This is a genomic window from Rhodococcus sp. 852002-51564_SCH6189132-a, assembly GCF_001665495.1.
Taxonomy (GTDB): Bacteria; Actinomycetota; Actinomycetes; order Mycobacteriales; family Mycobacteriaceae; genus Rhodococcus; species Rhodococcus pyridinivorans.
In genome coordinates this window covers 87,609-106,617 of record NZ_LZMJ01000056.1, presented here as the reverse complement: position 1 = coordinate 106,617, position 19,009 = coordinate 87,609, and the positions used below count along the sequence as shown (strand labels likewise).

The 19,009-nt window shown below is 57.2% G+C and carries 16 protein-coding genes; 11 read left to right on the top strand and 5 right to left on the bottom strand.

The window, feature by feature from the left end:
• Window positions 1–85: 85 nt before the first annotated feature.
• The 3 genes from A5767_RS13410 to A5767_RS24165 all read right to left on the bottom strand — a co-directional run bounded on the left by A5767_RS13410 (window position 86) and on the right by A5767_RS24165 (window position 2,517).
• Window positions 86–373: a hypothetical protein gene (locus tag A5767_RS13410; protein WP_064852489.1), complete on the bottom strand. Its 288-nt coding sequence runs from the start codon at window positions 371–373 to the stop codon at window positions 86–88.
• A 352-nt stretch (window positions 374–725) separates the two neighbouring features.
• Complete coding sequence (locus tag A5767_RS13405; protein ID WP_231913187.1) at window positions 726–1,532, bottom strand: aspartate dehydrogenase domain-containing protein; 807 nt, start codon at window positions 1,530–1,532, stop codon at window positions 726–728.
• A gap of 181 nt (window positions 1,533–1,713) precedes the next feature.
• Window positions 1,714–2,517 carry a helix-turn-helix domain-containing protein gene (locus A5767_RS24165; RefSeq protein WP_442978761.1) on the bottom strand — a complete coding sequence of 268 codons (804 nt, stop codon included), beginning with the start codon at window positions 2,515–2,517 and terminating at the stop codon, window positions 1,714–1,716.
• Between the two features lie 297 nt (window positions 2,518–2,814).
• Here A5767_RS24165 and A5767_RS23145 point away from each other — a divergent pair, with 297 nt between their 5' ends.
• Window positions 2,815–3,228 carry a hypothetical protein gene (locus A5767_RS23145; RefSeq protein ID WP_156665158.1) on the top strand — a complete coding sequence of 138 codons (414 nt, stop codon included), beginning with the start codon at window positions 2,815–2,817 and terminating at the stop codon, window positions 3,226–3,228.
• Between the two features lie 198 nt (window positions 3,229–3,426).
• On the opposite strand, the gene A5767_RS13395 is transcribed toward A5767_RS23145, so the two are convergent.
• Complete coding sequence (locus A5767_RS13395; protein WP_064852487.1) at window positions 3,427–4,353, bottom strand: UTP--glucose-1-phosphate uridylyltransferase; 927 nt, start codon at window positions 4,351–4,353, stop codon at window positions 3,427–3,429.
• A gap of 511 nt (window positions 4,354–4,864) precedes the next feature.
• Between A5767_RS13395 and A5767_RS13390 the strand changes: the two genes are divergently transcribed.
• The 10 genes from A5767_RS13390 (at window position 4,865) to A5767_RS13370 (ending at window position 17,005) form a co-directional block, all read left to right on the top strand.
• Window positions 4,865–6,397: a sugar transferase gene (locus tag A5767_RS13390; RefSeq protein WP_442978759.1), complete on the top strand. Its 1,533-nt coding sequence runs from the start codon at window positions 4,865–4,867 to the stop codon at window positions 6,395–6,397.
• Between the two features lie 125 nt (window positions 6,398–6,522).
• The gene (locus A5767_RS22655; RefSeq protein ID WP_082937695.1) at window positions 6,523–7,848 is read left to right on the top strand and encodes a UDP-glucose dehydrogenase family protein; all 1,326 of its coding nucleotides are present in this window, start codon (window positions 6,523–6,525) and stop codon (window positions 7,846–7,848) included.
• A 590-nt stretch (window positions 7,849–8,438) separates the two neighbouring features.
• Window positions 8,439–9,491 carry a hypothetical protein gene (locus A5767_RS23140; protein WP_156665156.1) on the top strand — a complete coding sequence of 351 codons (1,053 nt, stop codon included), beginning with the start codon at window positions 8,439–8,441 and terminating at the stop codon, window positions 9,489–9,491.
• A gap of 2 nt (window positions 9,492–9,493) precedes the next feature.
• Window positions 9,494–10,618 (top strand): glycosyltransferase, encoded by a 1,125-nt coding sequence (locus tag A5767_RS13380; protein WP_082937694.1) that lies wholly within the window; start codon window positions 9,494–9,496, stop codon window positions 10,616–10,618.
• The gene (locus tag A5767_RS22650) at window positions 10,615–11,574 is read left to right on the top strand and encodes an NAD-dependent epimerase/dehydratase family protein (protein ID WP_082937693.1); all 960 of its coding nucleotides are present in this window, start codon (window positions 10,615–10,617) and stop codon (window positions 11,572–11,574) included. Before A5767_RS13380 ends, A5767_RS22650 begins: the two co-directional genes overlap by 4 nt.
• A 3-nt stretch (window positions 11,575–11,577) precedes the next feature.
• Window positions 11,578–13,080: an O-antigen polymerase gene (locus tag A5767_RS23135; protein WP_197483245.1), complete on the top strand. Its 1,503-nt coding sequence runs from the start codon at window positions 11,578–11,580 to the stop codon at window positions 13,078–13,080.
• Complete coding sequence (locus tag A5767_RS22645; protein ID WP_156665154.1) at window positions 13,077–14,339, top strand: glycosyltransferase; 1,263 nt, start codon at window positions 13,077–13,079, stop codon at window positions 14,337–14,339. The genes A5767_RS23135 and A5767_RS22645 overlap by 4 nt, the downstream gene beginning before the upstream one ends.
• 9 nt (window positions 14,340–14,348) lie before the next feature.
• Window positions 14,349–14,918, top strand: a complete 570-nt coding sequence (locus A5767_RS22640; RefSeq protein ID WP_082937691.1) for a DapH/DapD/GlmU-related protein — start codon at window positions 14,349–14,351, stop codon at window positions 14,916–14,918.
• A gap of 90 nt (window positions 14,919–15,008) precedes the next feature.
• Window positions 15,009–16,037 carry a GDP-mannose 4,6-dehydratase gene (gmd, locus tag A5767_RS13375; RefSeq protein WP_064852483.1) on the top strand — a complete coding sequence of 343 codons (1,029 nt, stop codon included), beginning with the start codon at window positions 15,009–15,011 and terminating at the stop codon, window positions 16,035–16,037.
• Window positions 16,037–17,005 (top strand): GDP-L-fucose synthase family protein, encoded by a 969-nt coding sequence (locus A5767_RS13370; RefSeq protein ID WP_064852482.1) that lies wholly within the window; start codon window positions 16,037–16,039, stop codon window positions 17,003–17,005. Before gmd ends, A5767_RS13370 begins: the two co-directional genes overlap by 1 nt.
• 74 nt (window positions 17,006–17,079) lie before the next feature.
• Here A5767_RS13370 and A5767_RS13365 read toward each other — a convergent pair whose 3' ends face one another.
• The gene (locus A5767_RS13365) at window positions 17,080–18,915 is read right to left on the bottom strand and encodes a DUF4012 domain-containing protein (protein WP_442978758.1); all 1,836 of its coding nucleotides are present in this window, start codon (window positions 18,913–18,915) and stop codon (window positions 17,080–17,082) included.
• Between the last annotated feature and the right edge of the window lie 94 nt (window positions 18,916–19,009).

Below are 19,009 nucleotides of genomic sequence, written 5' to 3'. Positions count from 1 at the left end.
CCCCCCCCCCCCCCCCCCCCCCCCCCCCCCCCCCCCCCCCCCCCCCCCCCCCCCCCCCCCCCCCCCCACGACTCGTTCTGGAGTTTCAGACTGCGCTGGATACAGCGTGCCGGTAAGTGCTTCCCCGGGCTGCCGAGATCGGCACGACAGAAGCAACGTCGGCCGAGGTTTCCGCCAGCGCGGCGAGGATCTGCTCGGGGCCGGCGCATGTGCTTGCGCACGTGATCCCTCGAGTGCGGAGCTTCTGAAGAATGAGAGCTTCGGCGGCGGTGCAGTAGCCGTCGAGGATGTCCTCGGTGAGGACCGCGTAGTCCACTTCGCCTTCGAAAGCGGTGGTGGTCTCGATGCCTGCGAGGTCGAGGCGCTCCTGCAACTCCGTCCACCGGTCGAGTGCGACAGCGTTTGAGGGAGTGCCGAGGAAAAGTACCCGTGCCGGTCGGTCCGAAAGCGATGATGTCGTCACAGGCTGCTCCAGGGTGCGAGTAGGTCAGGTGAAACCGAATTGCCACTCCCGGTAGGGAGTTACACCTTCACCTGCGAAATGTGGTGTTTCACACTGTGTACAGGACTCGTTCACCCTCCGCTACCCGGGCAACTATCAGGAAACACGAATGTGACAGAAGTGGTTACGATTCCGCTCGGACGCTTGGGACTTTCGTCCCGAAATTCTGGTCCAAACACGCGAAAGCGACTAATTCTCCTCGAAACGTCGGGGCCGGCGTCGGCTACGACCTACGGGAAGGCCCAAGCACGACCGCGCCGGGACCGATCCCGAGCGGTAGCGCAGCGAGAACCCCGATCACCGACCACGCAGTGATCGAAGACGTGCGTCCACTCGACGCCGGGTCGATCGCGTTCTCGAACGTCAACTCGTACCGGCCCAGCGGTGACTCCCACTCGACGACGTGGCGTGTGCTCGCAGCGGCGGGGTCGGCAATGACCACCACCTCGACCCGATCGAGCCCGAGCGTCGCGAGCGCGAGGGCCACCGACGAATTCGAGGTTCGAGGGAAAGTCAGCGCTGCTTCCCTGGCCGATCCGCGGAAGACCTCCCGTTCCACATCCAGACTTTCTTTGATGCCGAGAGCACTGGGTCGCTTGATCGTCGTGTGGGTCAGGCGGGCGCCAACTGTTCCTGCTCGTGTCGCTGCGGCCAGAACATCGAAGCCGCCGATCGCACCCGTCGGGAGCAGTACACGGCTTGGTCCGGAGCCGAACGATTCCACCTCGAAGTTGCGGTCGGCGAAGACTCCACACGAACAGACGATGGTGTTTTTACCGCGCTTCACCACTTCGGGTAGCACTGTCCGGGCTGCATCGACCGTGGCAGCTTCGACCACGATGTCAGCAGCGTCGAACGCAGTAGCGGCTTCCTCAGGGCTGCTTCGTGAGTTCAACACGGCCGCGAGGCTCACATCCGGCACCACGTCGTCGCGCAGAGCGTCGATCACCGTCTGCCCGATCGCGCCGGTCCCGACTACGCACACTGCAATCGGACAATGTTCGATTTCTTCGGGTGCCAGTTGCCTCACATCCTCCGCGGCATACCGCCGCTCGTTTCCGCGAACTACGGGCTCATGGTACCGAGAGAAGGAATCGGCGATGTCTGATTCGCGACGTCGTCGTATCGCTCGTATTACCTTTCACGGATCGGAATGTGTTGCTATGAGGGCAACTACGGCGTCAGCGCACTACCGACAGCGGCAAGTCTGCTCATGCTGCCAAGAGCATCGTCTCCCGGGGCGGAGTGGCAATCCTGTGCGACGTCACTTGGCGGCATGGGCATCGCACTGCACGTCCGAGTTCGTCGTCGGGTAACCAGCCATATTCGTCGCACCGACCGCATCGTGGCGGGAGTTTCGGGCGGGGTGGTTGCAGCGACTGCCAGATCGGGATCCATGCTGCTGCGGAGCGAGCTGGGTCCCACGGTCGATGACGTTCGAGCGCGGCACGGACGAGAGCATCTACGCCGTGAGTGTCAATCGATTGCTCGACGAGGGTGCACTTCGCCGGCGTCAGGGTGTCGAACCGTGCAGATAGGCCAGCCCGGCGGCACGCCGTGGCCAATCGGTCGATGGGAGATGGCTGCTGCTCGCGTGTTGCATCGAAGGTGCGATTTGTCGGGTGGGGGAGTGCAGCAGGTTCATTTGTTGGTTCAAGGACGGTTCGGGTGACCGGGGTGTCACCCCGCTCGGTCGTTCTTGTCACCCCGTGGCGCTTCGTCTTGTCACCTCGTTCAGAGCTGCGGGGTGACGACGTGCCACCCCGCTTCATCGACAGGTTGTAGAGAACTGGGCGACGGTCTTCGCGAGGGATTGTCGCTGCAATTCGCTCTTGATCGCCTTTTGAGATGAGGCCGAGAGCGGCGAGCGCCTTCAGACAACGCTGTACCTGACGCTCGCTGATGCGGGCGTACCCCGCGAGCTTCCGCACGGATGGATACGCATCCGCGCCATGTCGGGACGCGTGATTGGCGAGACCGAGGAGTACCACTGTCAGGGCCGACGCCGAGGGCATGCCGGGAGGAGTAGGGGACGGAATTTCGGCGCGTTCGAGCGCCCAGGTGATCGCTTCGATGCTCACGATGTCACCTGCACATGAGTATGCTGACGCATGTTCGACTCCTCATTAGTCGGACATCCGGCCCGTCGCGATGCCAGTCGCGGCGGGCCATCTGTTTTGAATTGTTCGCACACCCGTTCGGGTGTGGTTGATCATCTTGGCATCGGGACCGAGGGGGCGTCAACGGTCTCCGGTATGGACGACGCGTCTCAGGAAGGCGCAGATTGTCCCTCGTTCGGATGAAAGATGTGAGTGATTCAAGAAAATGACGTAACGGAAGAATCGGACGCGGCGAAGATGCAGTGTCAGTGCATCTCCGATTGGGGTTCCATGAGTGAGCATCCATTGGTCGACCACACGGCCGATACGATCCAGTTCCAGCGCGTCGATGACGGTACGTTACGTCGCCACGCCCGTGCGTCTGTCGGGCCGGGGGTCGATGGTGCGGACCGGCTGCGATCCTCGGCCGGTCGTCCAGCTTCGAAGCGGGTCGTGTTCAAGGAGAGGAATGGCCCAAACTGGTGGCTTATCACCGCGATCGTGGCGTTGATAGCAGCGGTTGCGTTGTTTGCCGGAGGCGTGGCCGTGAATCAAGCTCGTGATTCGACACCGACGTATCAGTCTGTCTACGTTCCGGAGAACGTACTGGGCGGATCGCAGAAGTAGCTGCGCCAACGCCAAACGTAGCGAGACCCGCTGGCAGAGGGGGAGGAGCCAGCGGGTCTCAGTTGTCGCCAATTCCCGAGAGGGGAAGAGGCGTGTTGCGGGGAGGCAACACACTTGAGAGTTTAACCAGAACCGGTGCCATGCGGCACATCGAGGTAGGGACCTAAGTCCCATCGTTGGGACTTGACCGCATCTTGCTCAGTTGGCGCCTGAGGTATCCAGATCTAGCCGCTCGTGAAGCCACTTCCGGAGGCCATCGCCGTACTCCTCGCTGTCGAGTGCCGCATCGACTGCTGCGCGGAGGTAACCGCCCGGGTTACCGAGGTCATGGCGGGTGCCTCGATGTACGACGACGTGGACCGGGTGACCTCCTTCGATCAGCAGCGCAATCGCGTCGGTCAGTTGGAGTTCCCCCCCTGCGCCCGGCTTGATCCGACGTAGGGCATCAAAAATCTCGCGGTCCAGCAAGTACCGGCCAGCGGCAGCAAGTGTGGACGGGGCGTCGGCAAGCGCCGGCTTCTCCACCATGCCGCGAACTCGCAGAACATCCGGATTCGCGACATTGGGTACTTCCTCGACCTCGAATACGCCGTACGAGCTCACTTGGCTCTTGGGAACGTCGATGGCGCACAGCACGCTTCCGCCGCGCTTGGCGCGGACGCGAGCCATCGTTTCGAGGATGCCGCTCGGTTGCACAAGGTCATCGGGAAGGAGGACTGCGATCGCATCTTCATCAGGGCTCAGCGCTGTTTCGGTGCACCCGACAGCATGACCCAGGCCGAGTGGCTTTTCCTGGACAACCGATTCAACCGTAAGAAGATTGGGCGCCCGTCGTACTTTCTCAAGCAACTTGAGTTTGCCCTTCGCGGCGAGGTGCTCCTCGAGATCGAAGTCGTCGACGAAATGCGCGACGACTCCGTCTTTTCCGGGCGAAGTCACGATAAGAAGTCGTTGAGCTCCCGAGTGGGCAGCTTCCGTTGCGACGAGCTCGATGCCCGGCGTGTCGACCACTGGTAGTAGTTCCTTCGGCACTGTCTTCGTGGCTGGCAGGAATCGTGTGCCCATCCCTGCTGCAGGCACCACGGCCGTTCGGAACGTTTTTTTCACTCCCGCTTCTTCTTTCATGTTCTACCCTCGCCTCCCCTGCCGAGCGCATGACCGCGCGGGAATATCCGCGTACGTCCAGTCAAAACGTTGAATAATAGTGAGATGCATCTCACCCTTAGATTCCGACCGTAGATCCCACCCAGACGTGGCGATCCGTAAGCGCAGTCTAGGGGCCGATCACCGGGCTTGCGAATCGGGGAAAGCACTGAAAGTGCAAGATAACTGGCCTGATTGCACACGGAGCTACATCGAAGCGCTGCACGCTCGTAGGATGCAGCACTGCGTGTGGCGGGAGAAGAGCTCGATCTGGACCCCTGTTCAAGCTGCCATATCTGGTAAGTAACGTTACAGTCTCAAAGAGCGTTTTCGCATAGGAGCGACACGCGTACAACTAGAGGAACTGCGCCCGACTGGGCACGCCACGGGCAGGTCACGCGACCGGGGAGGGTACGCGGACCGTGGCCGGCGTTGCTTATTCGTGGAGCAGTGCGTGTCTCGGGGAGGAGACAACAATGAGGGTGGTTGGGCTATGACTGCCGTCGGGGAGGCGAGTCAGGGCGTACCTGATGCACTCGTGGGGAATGACGCCGATTCTGTTTGCAGACATCACCAATCGTCACAGCCAGCGAATCGCCGAAACTGGCAGAAATCCTACGTCAGAGGGGTGATCTGGTCCGACGCGATTGTCGTTGTGCTCGCCGTAGTCATGGCACACAGCATCCGTTTCGGACAGAGCGATCTACTGACAACGGAGCCGGTCTCCGAACTCAGCTACACGCTGATCTCGGCAGGTCTTATCAGTCTTTGGTTGATCACTCTCGCCTTGCTCCGTACCCGGTCCCGGCGTGTCATCGGCGCAGGTTATAGCGAGTATCAACGCGTCGTTTCGAGTACTGCTCGGCTGTTCGGGTTCATTGCGATCATTGCACTCGTGTTCCGTCTCGAACTCGCGCGTGGATATCTGGCGATTGCTCTGCCGGTGGGGCTTGCCGGTCTGTTGCTGTCGCGGTGGTTGTGGCGGAAGGTGATCGCGCGTAAGCGTGCTCGGGGTGAGTTCCAGACGTCGGTGCTGGTGGTCGGTGGTGCGCGGGCGGTGCGGCACATGGCGAGCACCTTCTCCCGTAAGGACGGGGAGGGTTACCGCGTCGTCGGGGTCTGTGTGCCCCGCTATTCGGGTGTGGCCGGGGACGTCATCGATGTCGACGGCCGGGAGATCACCATCTACGGCGATGAGCATTCCGTCGTCGAGGCACTCAAACTGTCCGGGGCGGACACGGTGGTGGTCACCGCCACCGAAACCTTGGGCAGCGACGGTTTGCACGATCTGGTCTGGCAGCTCGAGCCGCTCGACACCGACCTGGTGGTCGCCACCGGTGTGGTCGATGTGGCCGGTCCGCGGATCGAGATGCGCCCGGTGGCCGGGTTGCCGCTCATCCACGTGGAAAAGCCGAGCTATCACGGCGCGAAGCGGTCGGGGAAGCGGATCTTCGATCTGGTGTTCGCCGGCGCGGCGCTGGTGGCGTTGGCGCCGGTGTTCGCGGTCGTCGCCCTGTTGATCAAGCTCGAGGATCGGGGTCCGGTCTTCTACAAGGCCGAGCGCATCGGCATCGATGGCACGCCGTTCGGGATGATCAAGTTCCGGTCGATGGTCACCAACGCCGACACGATGGTCGAGACGTTGTTGGCGCAGAACGAGGGTGCCGGCCCGTTGTTCAAGATGAAGGACGACCCGCGGGTCACCCCTATCGGGAAGGTGATGCGGCGGTTCAGCATCGACGAGTTGCCGCAGTTCCTCAATGTCATTCGCGGGGAGATGAGTGTGGTGGGTCCGCGTCCGCCGTTGCGGCGTGAGGTGGAGGCCTATGACGGTCGGGTCAAGCGCCGGTTGCTGGTGCGCCCAGGGGTGACCGGGCTGTGGCAGGTCTCGGGCCGCTCGGATCTGTCCTGGGACGAGTCGGTACGGCTGGATCTGTCGTATGTGGAGAACTGGTCGATGGTGAGCGATGTGCTGATCATCGGCAAGACCGTCAAAGCCGTGCTCGCCAGCGACGGAGCCTACTGAACAGCACTGCATACTTATTACCGTATGGCCAATGACCGTACTTCCATATCAACGCGAATAGAACACCGAGCATGTCAAATTCCGGAGACAAGCAGTCCTCGATAGAAGAGTCGGAGATAGAAAAAATGAACACCCGAATCGCAGTCTTTGGGACGGGTTACCTCGGCGCGACCCACGCCGCCTGTATGGCAGAACTTGGTCATGAAGTCCTGGGTGTCGATGTCGATGCAGCAAAACTCGCGAAGCTGGAAGCCGGTGAAGTCCCCTTCTACGAGCCGGGACTTGAGGAAGTCTTGAAAAAGAACGTCCATAACGGACGTTTGCGCTTCACTGCATCGTATGAAGAGGCAGCGCAATTTGCGGACGTGCATTTCATTGGCGTGGGCACGCCACAAAAGAAGGGCGAGTTTGCCGCTGACCTCACATACGTACACTCCGTTATCGAGTCACTCGCTCCGTTGTTGAACAAACCTTCCGTTATTTTTGGAAAGTCCACAGTTCCCGTCGGAACAGCCCAAATCCTGGGAGAGCGCGCGAGGGAACTGGCACCAGCTGGCGACCAAGTCGAGGTTGCTTGGAACCCAGAATTCTTGCGAGAAGGCTATGCCGTAAAAGACACTCTCCATCCTGATCGAGTCGTCCTTGGAATAGATAAAGCGAGCCCCGGGCGCGCGGAGCAGGTCGCCCGAGAGGTGTACGCCGATCTCCTCGACGAGAACATTCCGTTTATCGTGACCGATCTTGCCACGGCGGAACTGGTCAAGACCGCCGCAAATGCGTTTCTCGCAACCAAGATCTCATTCATCAATGCGATGGCTGAAGTGTGTGAAGCTGCTGGTGCGGACGTCACCACCCTGGCCGACGCAATCGGTCACGATGCGCGCATCGGCCGGCGTTTCCTGAACGCCGGTGTCGGCTTTGGCGGCGGTTGCTTGCCGAAGGATATCCGGGCATTCATGGCGCGCGCTGGAGAGATCGGAGCAGATGAAGCACTCACGTTTCTGCGAGAAGTCGACAACATCAACATGCGGCGACGAACAAGAATGGTCGAACTTGCGCGCAATGTCGTTGGGGGTTCATTACTAGGAACGAGGATCGCAGTCCTGGGCGCCGCCTTCAAGCCGAACTCTGACGACGTACGGGACTCTCCAGCGCTCAATATCGCCGGGCAGATCCAATTGCACGGTGCCTCCGTTAACGTATATGACCCGAAAGCAATGGATAACTCGCGGAAGATTTTCCCCACCTTGGGTTATTCAACAAGTGCGAGCGAGGCGTGCCAAGGTGCGGACGCTGTTCTAGTTCTCACGGAGTGGAAGGAGTTCCGAGAACTCAAACCTGCACAGATCGAAAAAATTGTAAGAGGAAAGAATATTATTGACGGCAGAAATTGCCTCGATCCCGAGTTGTGGCGATCTGCGGGCTGGAATTACCGCGGACTTGGCCGGTAACCATCCCGCGGTACTACGCAATGCATTTGCGCTGATTGAGGAAGCCGATATGAGACGCCTGTGGAAAATTGCACGTGACGATAGTGCACTTCTGATGAGGGAAAGCGGGAGGACTCTCAGCAGCTTCTGGCCTGTAAGGTGGCTCATTTCTCCTTCTCTTCAGGCTGCGTTCATATTCCGACGATGTGCCGAGACTACGGGGGTCAGGCATCTCTTCTGGAGAAAGCTTCTTCTGCGGAGGTACGCGTGCGATGTTTCCTCAGGAGCTGAAATCGTCGGACCGATCTACATTCCGCATCCGATTGGGATCGTCATCGGTAGCGGATCTCGTATCGGAGCAAACGTATCCATTTTTCAAAACGTGACGCTTGGTCGAGATGGCTCAGGTAAGTATCCCACCGTCAAAGATGATGTTCGTCTGTTTGCTGGCGCGGTCATCGTCGGAGACATCGTTGTGCACACAGGTGCTCGAGTTCCAGCGAACAGCGTGATTAACGTCGATTTCCCGAAACTTCGGGCGTAGGTGAGTGATGGTAACTCGCTTTCTTTCCAACGCCCGAGTTAAGGCTGCCGCAGTCGCGGGAAGCAACATGTTGGCTGCTATGGCGATCCTTGCTGTGCCGCCGCTACTGGGTGTTCCTGCCAAGCATGTTCTCGCTCTTTCGATTGCACTGGTAAGTCTCCAGGCCGGCCAGGCTGCGGCCGTGCAAACGCGCAGCACTGTTCGTCTCAGTGGACCTTCCATCGCGTTGCTCACCACACCCATATTATTTCTTGGCGCGCTATTCTCGGTCGAATTTGCGCATATTTCGGTCTCCCTTTCCGGGATGGCGATGATCGGCATTGCAGGACTTGCGGTCGGTGCTTATATAGGCGGCTCCGCAACCTCCTTCTTAGATGCTGGGAACCCCGTCGGATATCAAGGATTCATCCTAAAACGTAACCTGGTGTGGCTGGGGGTCGTCCTGACATGTTCCTTCTTAATGCCAGATTATCTGGCATATTCGATTCCTGTTGCATGGATAATTTTCATTTTATCAAACAGTTCGGTCGGAACTCGATCTTCGTCGATTTATCCGTTGGTGCTCGGATGCATTACTGGCGTAATATATCGTAACGATGTCAATATTGTACGCGGAATGGCATCGGCGAATGAATTCACCGGTTGGCACTATTTTTTGATCGTCTACGCTACTGTGCAGGCGCTTCTTGGATTCCTTGTAGTAAATGAGATATACAGCCGACGTGGTCGCGTCGCGATGCTCTGCACCAGCGCACGCGTACGCATATTTGCGATTTCTGTAATCGTATTAGCGGCTTTGGCAGGGACTTCCGTGACATTGCTACAGTCGAAAACTCAAATGCTCACAGTGTGGGCCATCATTTTAATTCTCGGAATCGTAGTATCAACTCAAGCCTCCGTAGCGCATGTACTCAATGCGAGTTCTTGGGTTTACGTTGGAGGTACTGGAGGGTTCATACTACTCGTTCTACTTGCTATCGGTGGATCCAATCCCGAAGTAGCATTAGCGTGTGAACTTGTCCTTTCCTCTTGCACGGTCGCGGTTGTGCTACTAATGCGGACGTTCAAAGGATTTGATCAAGCCAGCAATAAATTATCCATATCTGACGTGAAGGGCTGATTATGAAAGTGCTCCACATAGTTCCCCTTGTGAGTGACGACTCAGCATTCGGCGGCCCTGTAAGGGGTACCGCTCGCCAAAGTCAGGCTCTAACGGAGAAGGGGCACGAATGTCAAATACTCGGTCTCTGGAGAGGCGCGGGTGACACTCCCGATGAGGTCCTCGGAGTTCCGGCAACTCTTTATAAATTCAAGAGGCTTCCAGGTCATCGATTCGCAACCGCCCTCAGCCTCGCACCGCTTCGATGGATCGCGCGTAACCGCAAGTCTGTCGACGTTGTCCACGTTCATGCGGGTCGTGATTTATGGATCCTCCTGTCCATGCTCTTGATGCGTACGCTGAAGATCAAGTACGTCTGGCAAACGCACGGCATGCTTGCTCCCCGAAATCGACTGGTGTACAAGCTGTACGATCTTGTCTTGACCACCCCCGCCTTGCGCGGGGCGTCCCAACTCCTGTACCTCACCGACTACGAGCGGCGGGACCTCGAATCTGTTGGTCGCGAGTGGGGACTCGTCCATGTTGTGAATGGTGTCGAGAATATCGGCGAGTTGGCAGACAGTCTTTCCTTGCCATCTTCGAATGAGTTTCGGTTGGCCTTTATCTCCAGGATTCACCCTCGTAAACGGCTAATTGACTTGGTCAAGGCGGTGGAGAAGGTGAACGAACAGGGCGGCAACGTTTATCTCGATATCTACGGGCCAGATGAAGGTGCGCTAGCAGAAGTCACCGAAGAGATAAATAATCGATCCCTTGTCTCACACGTAAGTTACAAGGGAGCTCTGAAGTACTCTGAGGTGAGGTCGACGCTGCGCGAATATCACACGATGGTCCTTCCGTCTGTGAATGAACCCTTTCCCAACATCGTCCTGGAGAGTCTGGCGTCCGGCGTGCCTGTAATTTTAACTAAGAGTTGCGGTCTCGCCCCCTATATCGAGGATTACAAGGCCGGCATTGTGGTTGAACCGGGTGTCGATGGTCTCACTCGCGGAATTATCGAGATGATGAAGAATCCCCGCGAAAGAGAGCATTTGAGGAGAGCTGGTTTGAAATTAGCTGAAGACAAGTTCACCATGTCTGGTGTCGCAACTGAACTCGCGAATATCTACGGAGGAGTCGCAGGATGACGAAGCACTTGATCACGGGTGTTGCAGGTTTCATTGGCTCGACACTTGCCGAGACGCTGCTGAGAAGTGGTTTATCAGTCGTCGGTGTCGATAGTTTGACTGATTACTACCCGGTTGAGAACAAGCAAAAGAATCTCGCTGCACTGCAAGAATTCTCCAGATTCGAGTATCTAAATGAAGATATTCTCGCGATGTCGACTGAATTACATCAAGCGGTCAACGATTGTTCCGTAATCTACCATCAGGCAGGGCAGCCTGGTGTGCGAGGTTCCTGGAGCGATGGATTCGACGACTACGTCGAGCGCAACGTACTTGCAACTCAAAAGTTGCTCGAATGCATAGAGGACAAACCGGGAACAAAATTTGTATACGCTTCGAGTTCTAGCGTGTACGGGAACGCGGATTCATGGCCCTGCACAGAGACCGCAGTACCCAAGCCGTTCTCGCCCTACGGGGTTACTAAACTTGCGGCAGAGCACCTGGTGACACTGTACGCCGAAAACTTCGGCCTTAACAGCGTCTCTCTGCGATACTTCACTGTGTACGGCCCGAAACAACGCCCAGATATGGCGTTCACGCGATTTATCAATGCGGCCATACATAGTGACACGATTACTGTCTATGGTGACGGCGAACAAATTCGCGATTTCACCTATGTTTCGGACATTGTCGAGGCGAATATCCGAGCCGGTCAAACCGGAGGTAATGGCGCCATATATAACCTTTCGGGCGGGTCACACGCAACGGTCAATGAAGTCCTGGAGATTCTAGAGCGTGTCCACGGTGAGCCACTGAAAGTTGAGCGTGTAGCACAGCAGGCTGGCGACGTCCGACGCACAGGTGGGGACAGCACCAACGCACGTGAGCAGCTTGGGTGGGAACCTCAGGTTGCAATTGCGGACGGTATTGCGCGGCAGTACGCATGGCAGAAGGCAAATCAACGGACGATGGGGTGAGTGGTGGCGACAACCGAGCTTGGTCGCACCCACCGCAGGAGTAAGGGCGCTGCGAGCCACGGGTATTTTCTTACGGGAGCGTTGTTTTTCGGCGTTCTTGGGGTGGTGCTGCCTCTAGGTCTGGCTACGTCGGTCCCCAGCGGACCAGCTATGGATTGGGGCGTTCTCCTCGTACAGCTCAGCGTCATTGTGTACACCGCCCTGCGTCTGGCTAGTTGTGCCGCATCAGGAAAGCCAGCTTGGTTCTTGATCGTCGTGTTCGGGTACGCGTATACATGGCTCGGCCTGACCCCAATGGTTCAGTACCTCGCGCGGCAGAATCCACTGGGGGTGCCGCTAGACAATTCGACCTACGCATTGCAGTCGGTCGTCGTTTTAGTTGGGTTAGTCGCTTTCGACGTGGTATATCATGTCCGTTTTCGAGAGAAGCCGGCTAGAGGGAAGGATTCCACGAAGACGTTTCGACTGCTAGACACGCGTCGTGTGGTAATCCTGGCATTGATCGCAGTCGCATCAACGCCCGTTTTTGTCCAGGCTCTGGGTGGGTTTGACGTGCTCTTCACGAGTCGGCAGGCGCGCACTGAAGTCCTACTGGACTCAGGATTGTACTCAGCAAGCTCAAAGGCATCCGGCGCGATCGTGACCGCCGTCGCCTCGGTTCTTCCTTTTGTTGCTCTCTACGCGATGACGATGATACTTGTATATCGTCGCGAATTGCGAAGGAAGGTGGATTTTGTTGCGCTTTATTTCGTTGTAGTGTGCTGCAACATTGCGCTCAACAATCCTATTTCATCCTCGCGATTTTGGTTTCTGGTGGTCTGCCTCAGCGTCCTGTTTGTTTTCCCTTGGTCGCGGTCGGCAGCTGGGGTTCGCGCAATTATTGGCGGGTTTGTATTGGGAAGTATTGTGTTGTTTCCCTATCTGGACGCCTTCAGGTACTCAGACGGCTCGCGAGAAAATCGCGGTGTTATACAGATGATCCTGGAAAAGTCCGACTATGACTCGATGGTGCAAATCGGAAATTCAATTAAATACGCGGATGTTTACGGTTATTCTTTTGGGGACAACTTTGTTGGGGCTTTCTTTTTTTGGGTTCCGCGTATGGTGTGGCCGGACAAGCCGATTGATACGGGGTCAAGTCTTGCCCAGTTCGTGAACTATCATCACGAGAATCTCTCTGCACCACTATGGGCTGAGAGTTACATAGCGTTCGGTCTCGTCGCAGTCGTTGGGATTTTCGGACTTTTTGGATACCTGTGTGGGAGACTTTCGCGTGTCGACGCTGTGCAACGGGCAGTGCTAGGAACCATCAGCGGTTGGACGTTTATATTGGTACCGCTTTCTGTGTATGTTGTCCTAATCCTGCGCGGCTCATTGCTTCAGTCGATGTCACGACTCGCGGTCCTGGTCGCTGTTCTTTTATTCTGCACAGCGTCATTTAAAGCAGAAGTTCCAGAAAAATCTGGGCGCGGGAGTGCCTCATCTCGAAATGGAGAAGTGCGTTGAGCGCTAGGAAAAAATTAACTATTATTGGCTTGAATTATGCTCCAGAGATGACGGGTATCGCGCCATATACGACCAAGTTCTGCGAGCATATGCAAGATCACAATTATGAGGTTAAGGTTGTTACCGGGTATCCCCACTACCCGTCTTGGTCGGTCTCGCCCGAGCATCAAGCCCTGCCAAAGCGTCAAGAAATTGGCGGTGTCGGGTTGACGCGCGTGAAACACTACGTCCCGTCTCCTCCCTCCTTACTGGGACGACTGAGAATGGAAGTATCTTTTGGGCTACGTGCGATTCGTTCAGATTGGGGTAATCCGGACGCCGTGATTTGCATCTCTCCGTCGTTAGTAACAACTGGCCTTGTCCTACTTCGTGCAAAAATTGCCCGCAAAGACCTAAGGGTTGGCGTTTGGGTTCAAGATATTTATACCCGCGGAATGATTGAGACGACTAATGCGCCGGGTGCGGCAGCGAAGATCCTTTCTGCGTTAGAGGCGCGAATACTCCGTACATCTGACTCGGTGTCTGTAATCCACAGCCGTTTCAAAGATTATGTTACTGATGTTTTGCGGGTCGACCCGCAAAAGGTACATGTTCTCAGAAACTGGGCTCACGTGGGTGAGGCGATGAGTATTGATCCGGTCTCGGCTCGAAATAAGCTGGGTTGGGACTGGAAGGGAACATTGGTTTTACATGCAGGCAATATGGGTGCTAAGCAGGGACTTGAAAATGTGGTTGAGGCGGCAAGAATCGCTGCGGAACGTGGCCTAAATCTACACTTTGTCCTGCTTGGCGACGGGAATCAGCGACCGCGGTTGGAAGAGAGCGGTCTTGAGATCCCCAACTTGCATTTCATCGATCCGGTATCTGACGAACTCTTCCCTGTGGCGCTGGCTGCTGCGGATATTTTGCTGGTTAACGAGAAGCCTGGCGTTACTGAGATGGCTGTACCGAGTAAACTCACAACTTATTTTTCGTCCGACCGCCCAGTTGTTGCTGCTACTGAACAAGAGAGCACGACCGCGGAGGAAATTCATAATTCTGGTGGAGGGGTTGTTGTGGCGCCAGGCAAGCCGCACGACCTGATCGAAGCCGCGATAGCTCTTGGTGCCGACAAGGTGAAGGCAGCAAATCTAGCGACCCGTGGCAAACGGTATCGGGACGAAGTGCTCTCCGCCAGTGCGTGCCTCGCAGCATATGAAAAGTGGGTCGGTGAGGTGCTTGCTTCAAAGGAGTCTAAGTCAAGTATGTCAACGCGGTAACGGGTTGAAATGAGGATGAGAGTGACTGATATCGGTACCCACAAATGCGTGGATCGGGACTTGTCAAAGTTCTCGGGTGCTGGGTATGCGAAGGGGAGAAGTGTTCTTGTTCAGATAGCTTGGCTCTGCGTTTCCGGTGCGGTCTTTACACGGTGGTGGTGCCCGAGCAAGATTCGTGTTCTAATTCTGCGTTTATTCGGTGCAAGCGTGGGAGAGGGGGTTCTTATTCGGCACGGGGTCAAAATCCATTGGCCATGGAAGCTATCGATCGGAAACAACACTTGGATTGGCGAACAGGTTTGGATTTTAAACCTTGAACCTGTGAGCATCGGATCCAACGTGTGCGTCTCGCAAGGCGTGTTTCTGTGCGCAGGAAGTCATGATCGCAAGTCCTCGACGTTCGAATTCGATAATGGCCCGATTCGAATCGAGGACCAAGTTTGGATTGCCGCTCGCGCAACTGTCTTGCGTGGAGTAACCATCGGGCATCATTCGACGATAGGTGCGACAGCGTTAGTGACTTCGGATGTTGCCTCCTGTGAGACTGTGCTTGCAGCCCGAGGATCGTCCCGAGCGTAGGAAAAGCCCGACGACAATTTATCCAACAGATCGGTCCATAAATCGCCATTTCTAACCCGTGCTGGCGGACAATCGTGTTAAGGAGATCTCATGAAGCGTGCTCTGATCACCGGTATTACCGGACAAGATGGTTCCTATTTGGCAGAATTGTTACTCTCCAAGGGCTACGAAGTTCACGGCCTAATACGCCGATCTTCGACCTTCAATACGTCGCGTATTGATCATTTGTACGTGGATCCACACGATCCTGAAGCTCGTCTGTTCCTTCACTACGGCGATCTTAGCGACGGCGCACGCTTGGTGACCTTGTTGTCAGAAATTCGTCCCGAGGAAGTGTACAACCTTGGAGCCCAGTCGCATGTTCGGGTGAGCTTCGACGAACCGGAGCACACCGGTAATACGACTGGTATCGGGTCGATTCGGCTACTCGAAGCGGTCCGACTGGCTGGGCTCCAGTGCAAGTACTATCAGGCGTCGAGTTCTGAGATGTTTGGTGCTACTCCTCCTCCTCAGAATGAAGAAACGCCGTTTTATCCGCGGTCACCGTACGGCGCGGCTAAGGTCTACTCTTACTGGGTCACGAAGAATTACCGTGAAGCGTACGGGATGTTCGCTGTGAACGGGATTCTTTTCAACCATGAATCTCCTCGTCGCGGCGAGACGTTTGTGACTCGGAAGATTACGCGTGCTGTGGCTCGGATCAAGGCCGGTGTCGAGAAGAACCTCTACATGGGAAATCTGGATGCGGTTCGTGACTGGGGCTACGCTCCCGAGTACGTAGAGGGCATGTGGCGCATGCTGCAAGCTGATGAGCCGGACGATTTCGTCCTTGCGACTGGTGAGGCGTACTCGGTACGCGACTTCTTAGAGGTCGCCTTCGAACATGCAGGATTGAACTGGGAGGATCACGTCAAGTTCGACGAGCGTTATTTGCGTCCGACCGAAGTCGACGCCCTTATCGGCGATGCGGCGAAGGCACAGGAAAAGCTCGGATGGAAGGCCAGAGTTCATACCCCCGAACTTGCTCGCATAATGGTGGACGCAGACATTCAGGCACTCGAGCATGAAGGCCGGCCGTGGATCGACAAGCCGGCGCACCCGGATTGGGAGATTCTCTGATGGCGGACGTCTTTGTCCCCCAGCCGTTGGATCGGGCCGCTCCGTTTTACGTGGCGGGACATAGGGGGCTTGTCGGCGGGGCAATCTGGCGACGATTGGAAACGGAGGGTTTCGGCAACCTTATCGGCCGGTCGTCTTCGGAACTGGACCTGCGCGACCGAGACGCAGTTTTCAGTTTCTTCGCTGAGCATCGCCCGGTTAACGTTGTGCTGGCCGCCGCGAAGGTCGGAGGGATTCTCGCCAACAGCACGTACCCGGTCGACTTCTTGTCGGAGAACATGCGGATCCAGGTGAACGTGCTGGATGCGGCACGCGAGCACGGTACGCATCGGCTGCTTTTCCTCGGATCGTCATGCATCTACCCCAAGTTGGCGCCTCAGCCGATCAAGGAGGAATACCTTCTTACCGGTCATCTGGAGCCCACCAATGACGCGTACGCGATTGCCAAGATCGCAGGGATATTGCACGTGCAAGCCGTACGCCGACAGTACGGCCTACCGTGGATATCGGCTATGCCGACTAACTTGTATGGCCCTGGAGACAACTTCTCGCCCCAAGGGTCGCACGTACTTCCCGCGCTGATCAGGCGCTTCGACGAGGCGAGACGCGATGGGCTCGAATCGGTGACGAACTGGGGCTCGGGATCTCCCAGGCGAGAGTTCCTGCACGTCGACGACATGGCATCTGCATGCTTGCACCTGATGGAACACTATGACGGTCCGGACCAGGTGAATGTAGGCACCGGTGAGGACCACACCATCAAGGAGATCTCGCAGATCGTTGCTGAAGAGGTCGGCTTCTCCGGTCGAATCGAGTGGGATACGAGCAAGCCGGATGGCACTCCCCGGAAACTACTCGACGTCTCCAAGCTACGTGCGGCAGGATGGGAACCCAAGATCGACCTGCGTTCAGGAATCGCGTCCACGATTGAGTGGTACCGAGAGAACGTGGATACGATCAGGACGTAGGAAGCTGATCGCTGTCGGGCGTTCCGGGTCCATTCATAAGGTTGGAACCGGAACGCCCGAAGTTGCTTTACGGCCTACTCCGCGCGGCACTCAGGGACATCCACACTCACTGCCGGGTTGTCGATCAGAGGTTGCACCGGAACTCGAGGCGCACCTGCAACAGTCGGCTCCGTCATTTCGTACACGATCTCGACAGTTTGTCCTTGAGGGATTGGAACCTGCACGTTGAACATGGGATGACCACGTTCTTTGCCGGTGAAACTGAACGCAGACACACCGTTTACGGTGACCTTCTTCAATTTGGCGCCCTGTGTAGCGATCAGTCCGACGTCGGAGAGGTTCGTGCCGAAGGGTTCCCCTTTGGGATTGTCGAACATCCCCGCCACGTAGTCGGTGTAGTCTCCCGACGGCAACGCATTGGTCAATCGGACGGTAACGGTGGAGTCTCTGGTCTCGCCCTCGCAGGATCCTGCGGAGTAGCTAATTTCCCTCTGCAGGTAGTAGTCCAGTTTGTTTCCTCCGAGGTTGTTCACTACGACCCCCGCGTACGGAGCACTGTCGTCGGGAACGACATGACCAAGCTTGGTGGTGCTGAGCACTTCCTGTTCGTCCTCATGGGAACTCCAAAGAGCGAGGCGTCCCTCGCTTGCAGCACGTCCGAGTGCTTCCAGGAGTTGGCGTGGCTTGGAAACGGCACCAGTCATCTTGAGCACGACTTGACGGGCAACCGCCTGGAGGTACTCCTTACGTGCGTTGTTGTTGTCGGCGAATCGCGTATAGGCGGTCGACTCTGTCAGTTCGACGACATTATTCGCACTGATGACCTCGCCGTCGGGCATCGTCACCGGCCCCACAACTTCGAGTACATAACTCAACGCGACCGGATCAGTCGCTATCGCACCGTCGACCCGCTGACCGGATTCCTGTTCCCAGAGTGATTGCCAGATCTTGCCGGCATAGGGAAAGTGAGGACTGACGTTGCTATTGACTGCCCGTGTGGTCGGTGCGCTGTGGCCGTAGGCTTGGGCGAACTCGGGGCCGAGGTCGACTGGTTGGTACTTACCCGCGAAATCGCGGCTGGACAATTCGTCGACAGTTACTCGCCCGTCAGTCGCGTGTACGACGCCGAATCCACCGAGCAAACCACCTGTGCCACGTGCCTCTGCGTTCGTCTGGAAACCGACGAAATAACTGCGCGGACCGTCTGCGCCCAGCATGGCCGGCGCGATCTGCGCTGCGAGCGAAGTGTTGTTCAGTAGTCCGGACAGCTCGGACACCTGATCCTGCAGGTCGACTCGCGCGTCGTCGATCAGTCCCAACCACGTGCTGTCGACATTCTGGGCCTGCTCGTCGAGGTCGCTGATCGCCGCAGAGGTCGTCTCGAGGACGGGCGCGGCGTCGCGAAGAGCGGCGAGATTGATTCGGGCGCCGTCCAAAATCAACTGATCGGGAGACACGGCACTACCTGCGTCGACCGCGGGGAGGAGAACCTGCTCTGTGAGACCGCTCACAATGGTGGTCATCTGGCGGGTGGAATCGAACGGGCTTCCCAAGAATGGAACGGCGCCGGCAATACGCCACGGCACCGAGTCGACCGAACTCCAGGCGTCCTGGGCGTAACGATCGGCATCGCCCGCGGCGACGCGGGCCTTGTCGGTATCGCCTGCGAGCAGAGCGTCTTTCGCCTGCGTCGCGAAGTCCTGCGCCTTCTCCAGATTCGACTTCGCCTGCAAGCCTTCGTAACCCAGCCAACCGATGAATCCGACGGCAACGAGCGCGCCTACGCCGCAGCCGATCTGCACGCGCCGGCGCTTCCTGCGCTGAGCTGCGATCTCCTCGTCCGACAGGCGCCTACGCACCTTGCGTCGACGCGGTTCGGGCGAAACTGACTCACCGGTAACATCGTTCACGCCGCTTGTGCCCCCTTCGTGGTTTCCGCTCGAGACGATAACCCGATTTCGATCTGGCCAACCGTTCAAGTGGTGGGTAACAGTGACTGTAAGT

What these genes read in the sequence shown, in the direction of transcription:
- A5767_RS24165 (WP_442978761.1), bottom strand. Translation starts at nt 2,517, where the DNA reads ATGCCCTCGGCGTCGGCCCTGACAGTGGTACTCCTCGGTCTCGCCAAT.
- A5767_RS13395 (WP_064852487.1), bottom strand. Translation starts at nt 4,353, where the DNA reads ATGAAAGAAGAAGCGGGAGTGAAAAAAACGTTCCGAACGGCCGTGGTG.
- A5767_RS13390 (WP_442978759.1), top strand. Translation starts at nt 4,865, where the DNA reads ATGACTGCCGTCGGGGAGGCGAGTCAGGGCGTACCTGATGCACTCGTG.
- A5767_RS22655 (WP_082937695.1), top strand. Translation starts at nt 6,523, where the DNA reads ATGAACACCCGAATCGCAGTCTTTGGGACGGGTTACCTCGGCGCGACC.
- A5767_RS23140 (WP_156665156.1), top strand. Translation starts at nt 8,439, where the DNA reads ATGTTGGCTGCTATGGCGATCCTTGCTGTGCCGCCGCTACTGGGTGTT.
- A5767_RS13380 (WP_082937694.1), top strand. Translation starts at nt 9,494, where the DNA reads ATGAAAGTGCTCCACATAGTTCCCCTTGTGAGTGACGACTCAGCATTC.
- A5767_RS22650 (WP_082937693.1), top strand. Translation starts at nt 10,615, where the DNA reads ATGACGAAGCACTTGATCACGGGTGTTGCAGGTTTCATTGGCTCGACA.
- A5767_RS22640 (WP_082937691.1), top strand. Translation starts at nt 14,349, where the DNA reads ATGAGGATGAGAGTGACTGATATCGGTACCCACAAATGCGTGGATCGG.
- gmd (WP_064852483.1), top strand. Translation starts at nt 15,009, where the DNA reads ATGAAGCGTGCTCTGATCACCGGTATTACCGGACAAGATGGTTCCTAT.
- A5767_RS13370 (WP_064852482.1), top strand. Translation starts at nt 16,037, where the DNA reads ATGGCGGACGTCTTTGTCCCCCAGCCGTTGGATCGGGCCGCTCCGTTT.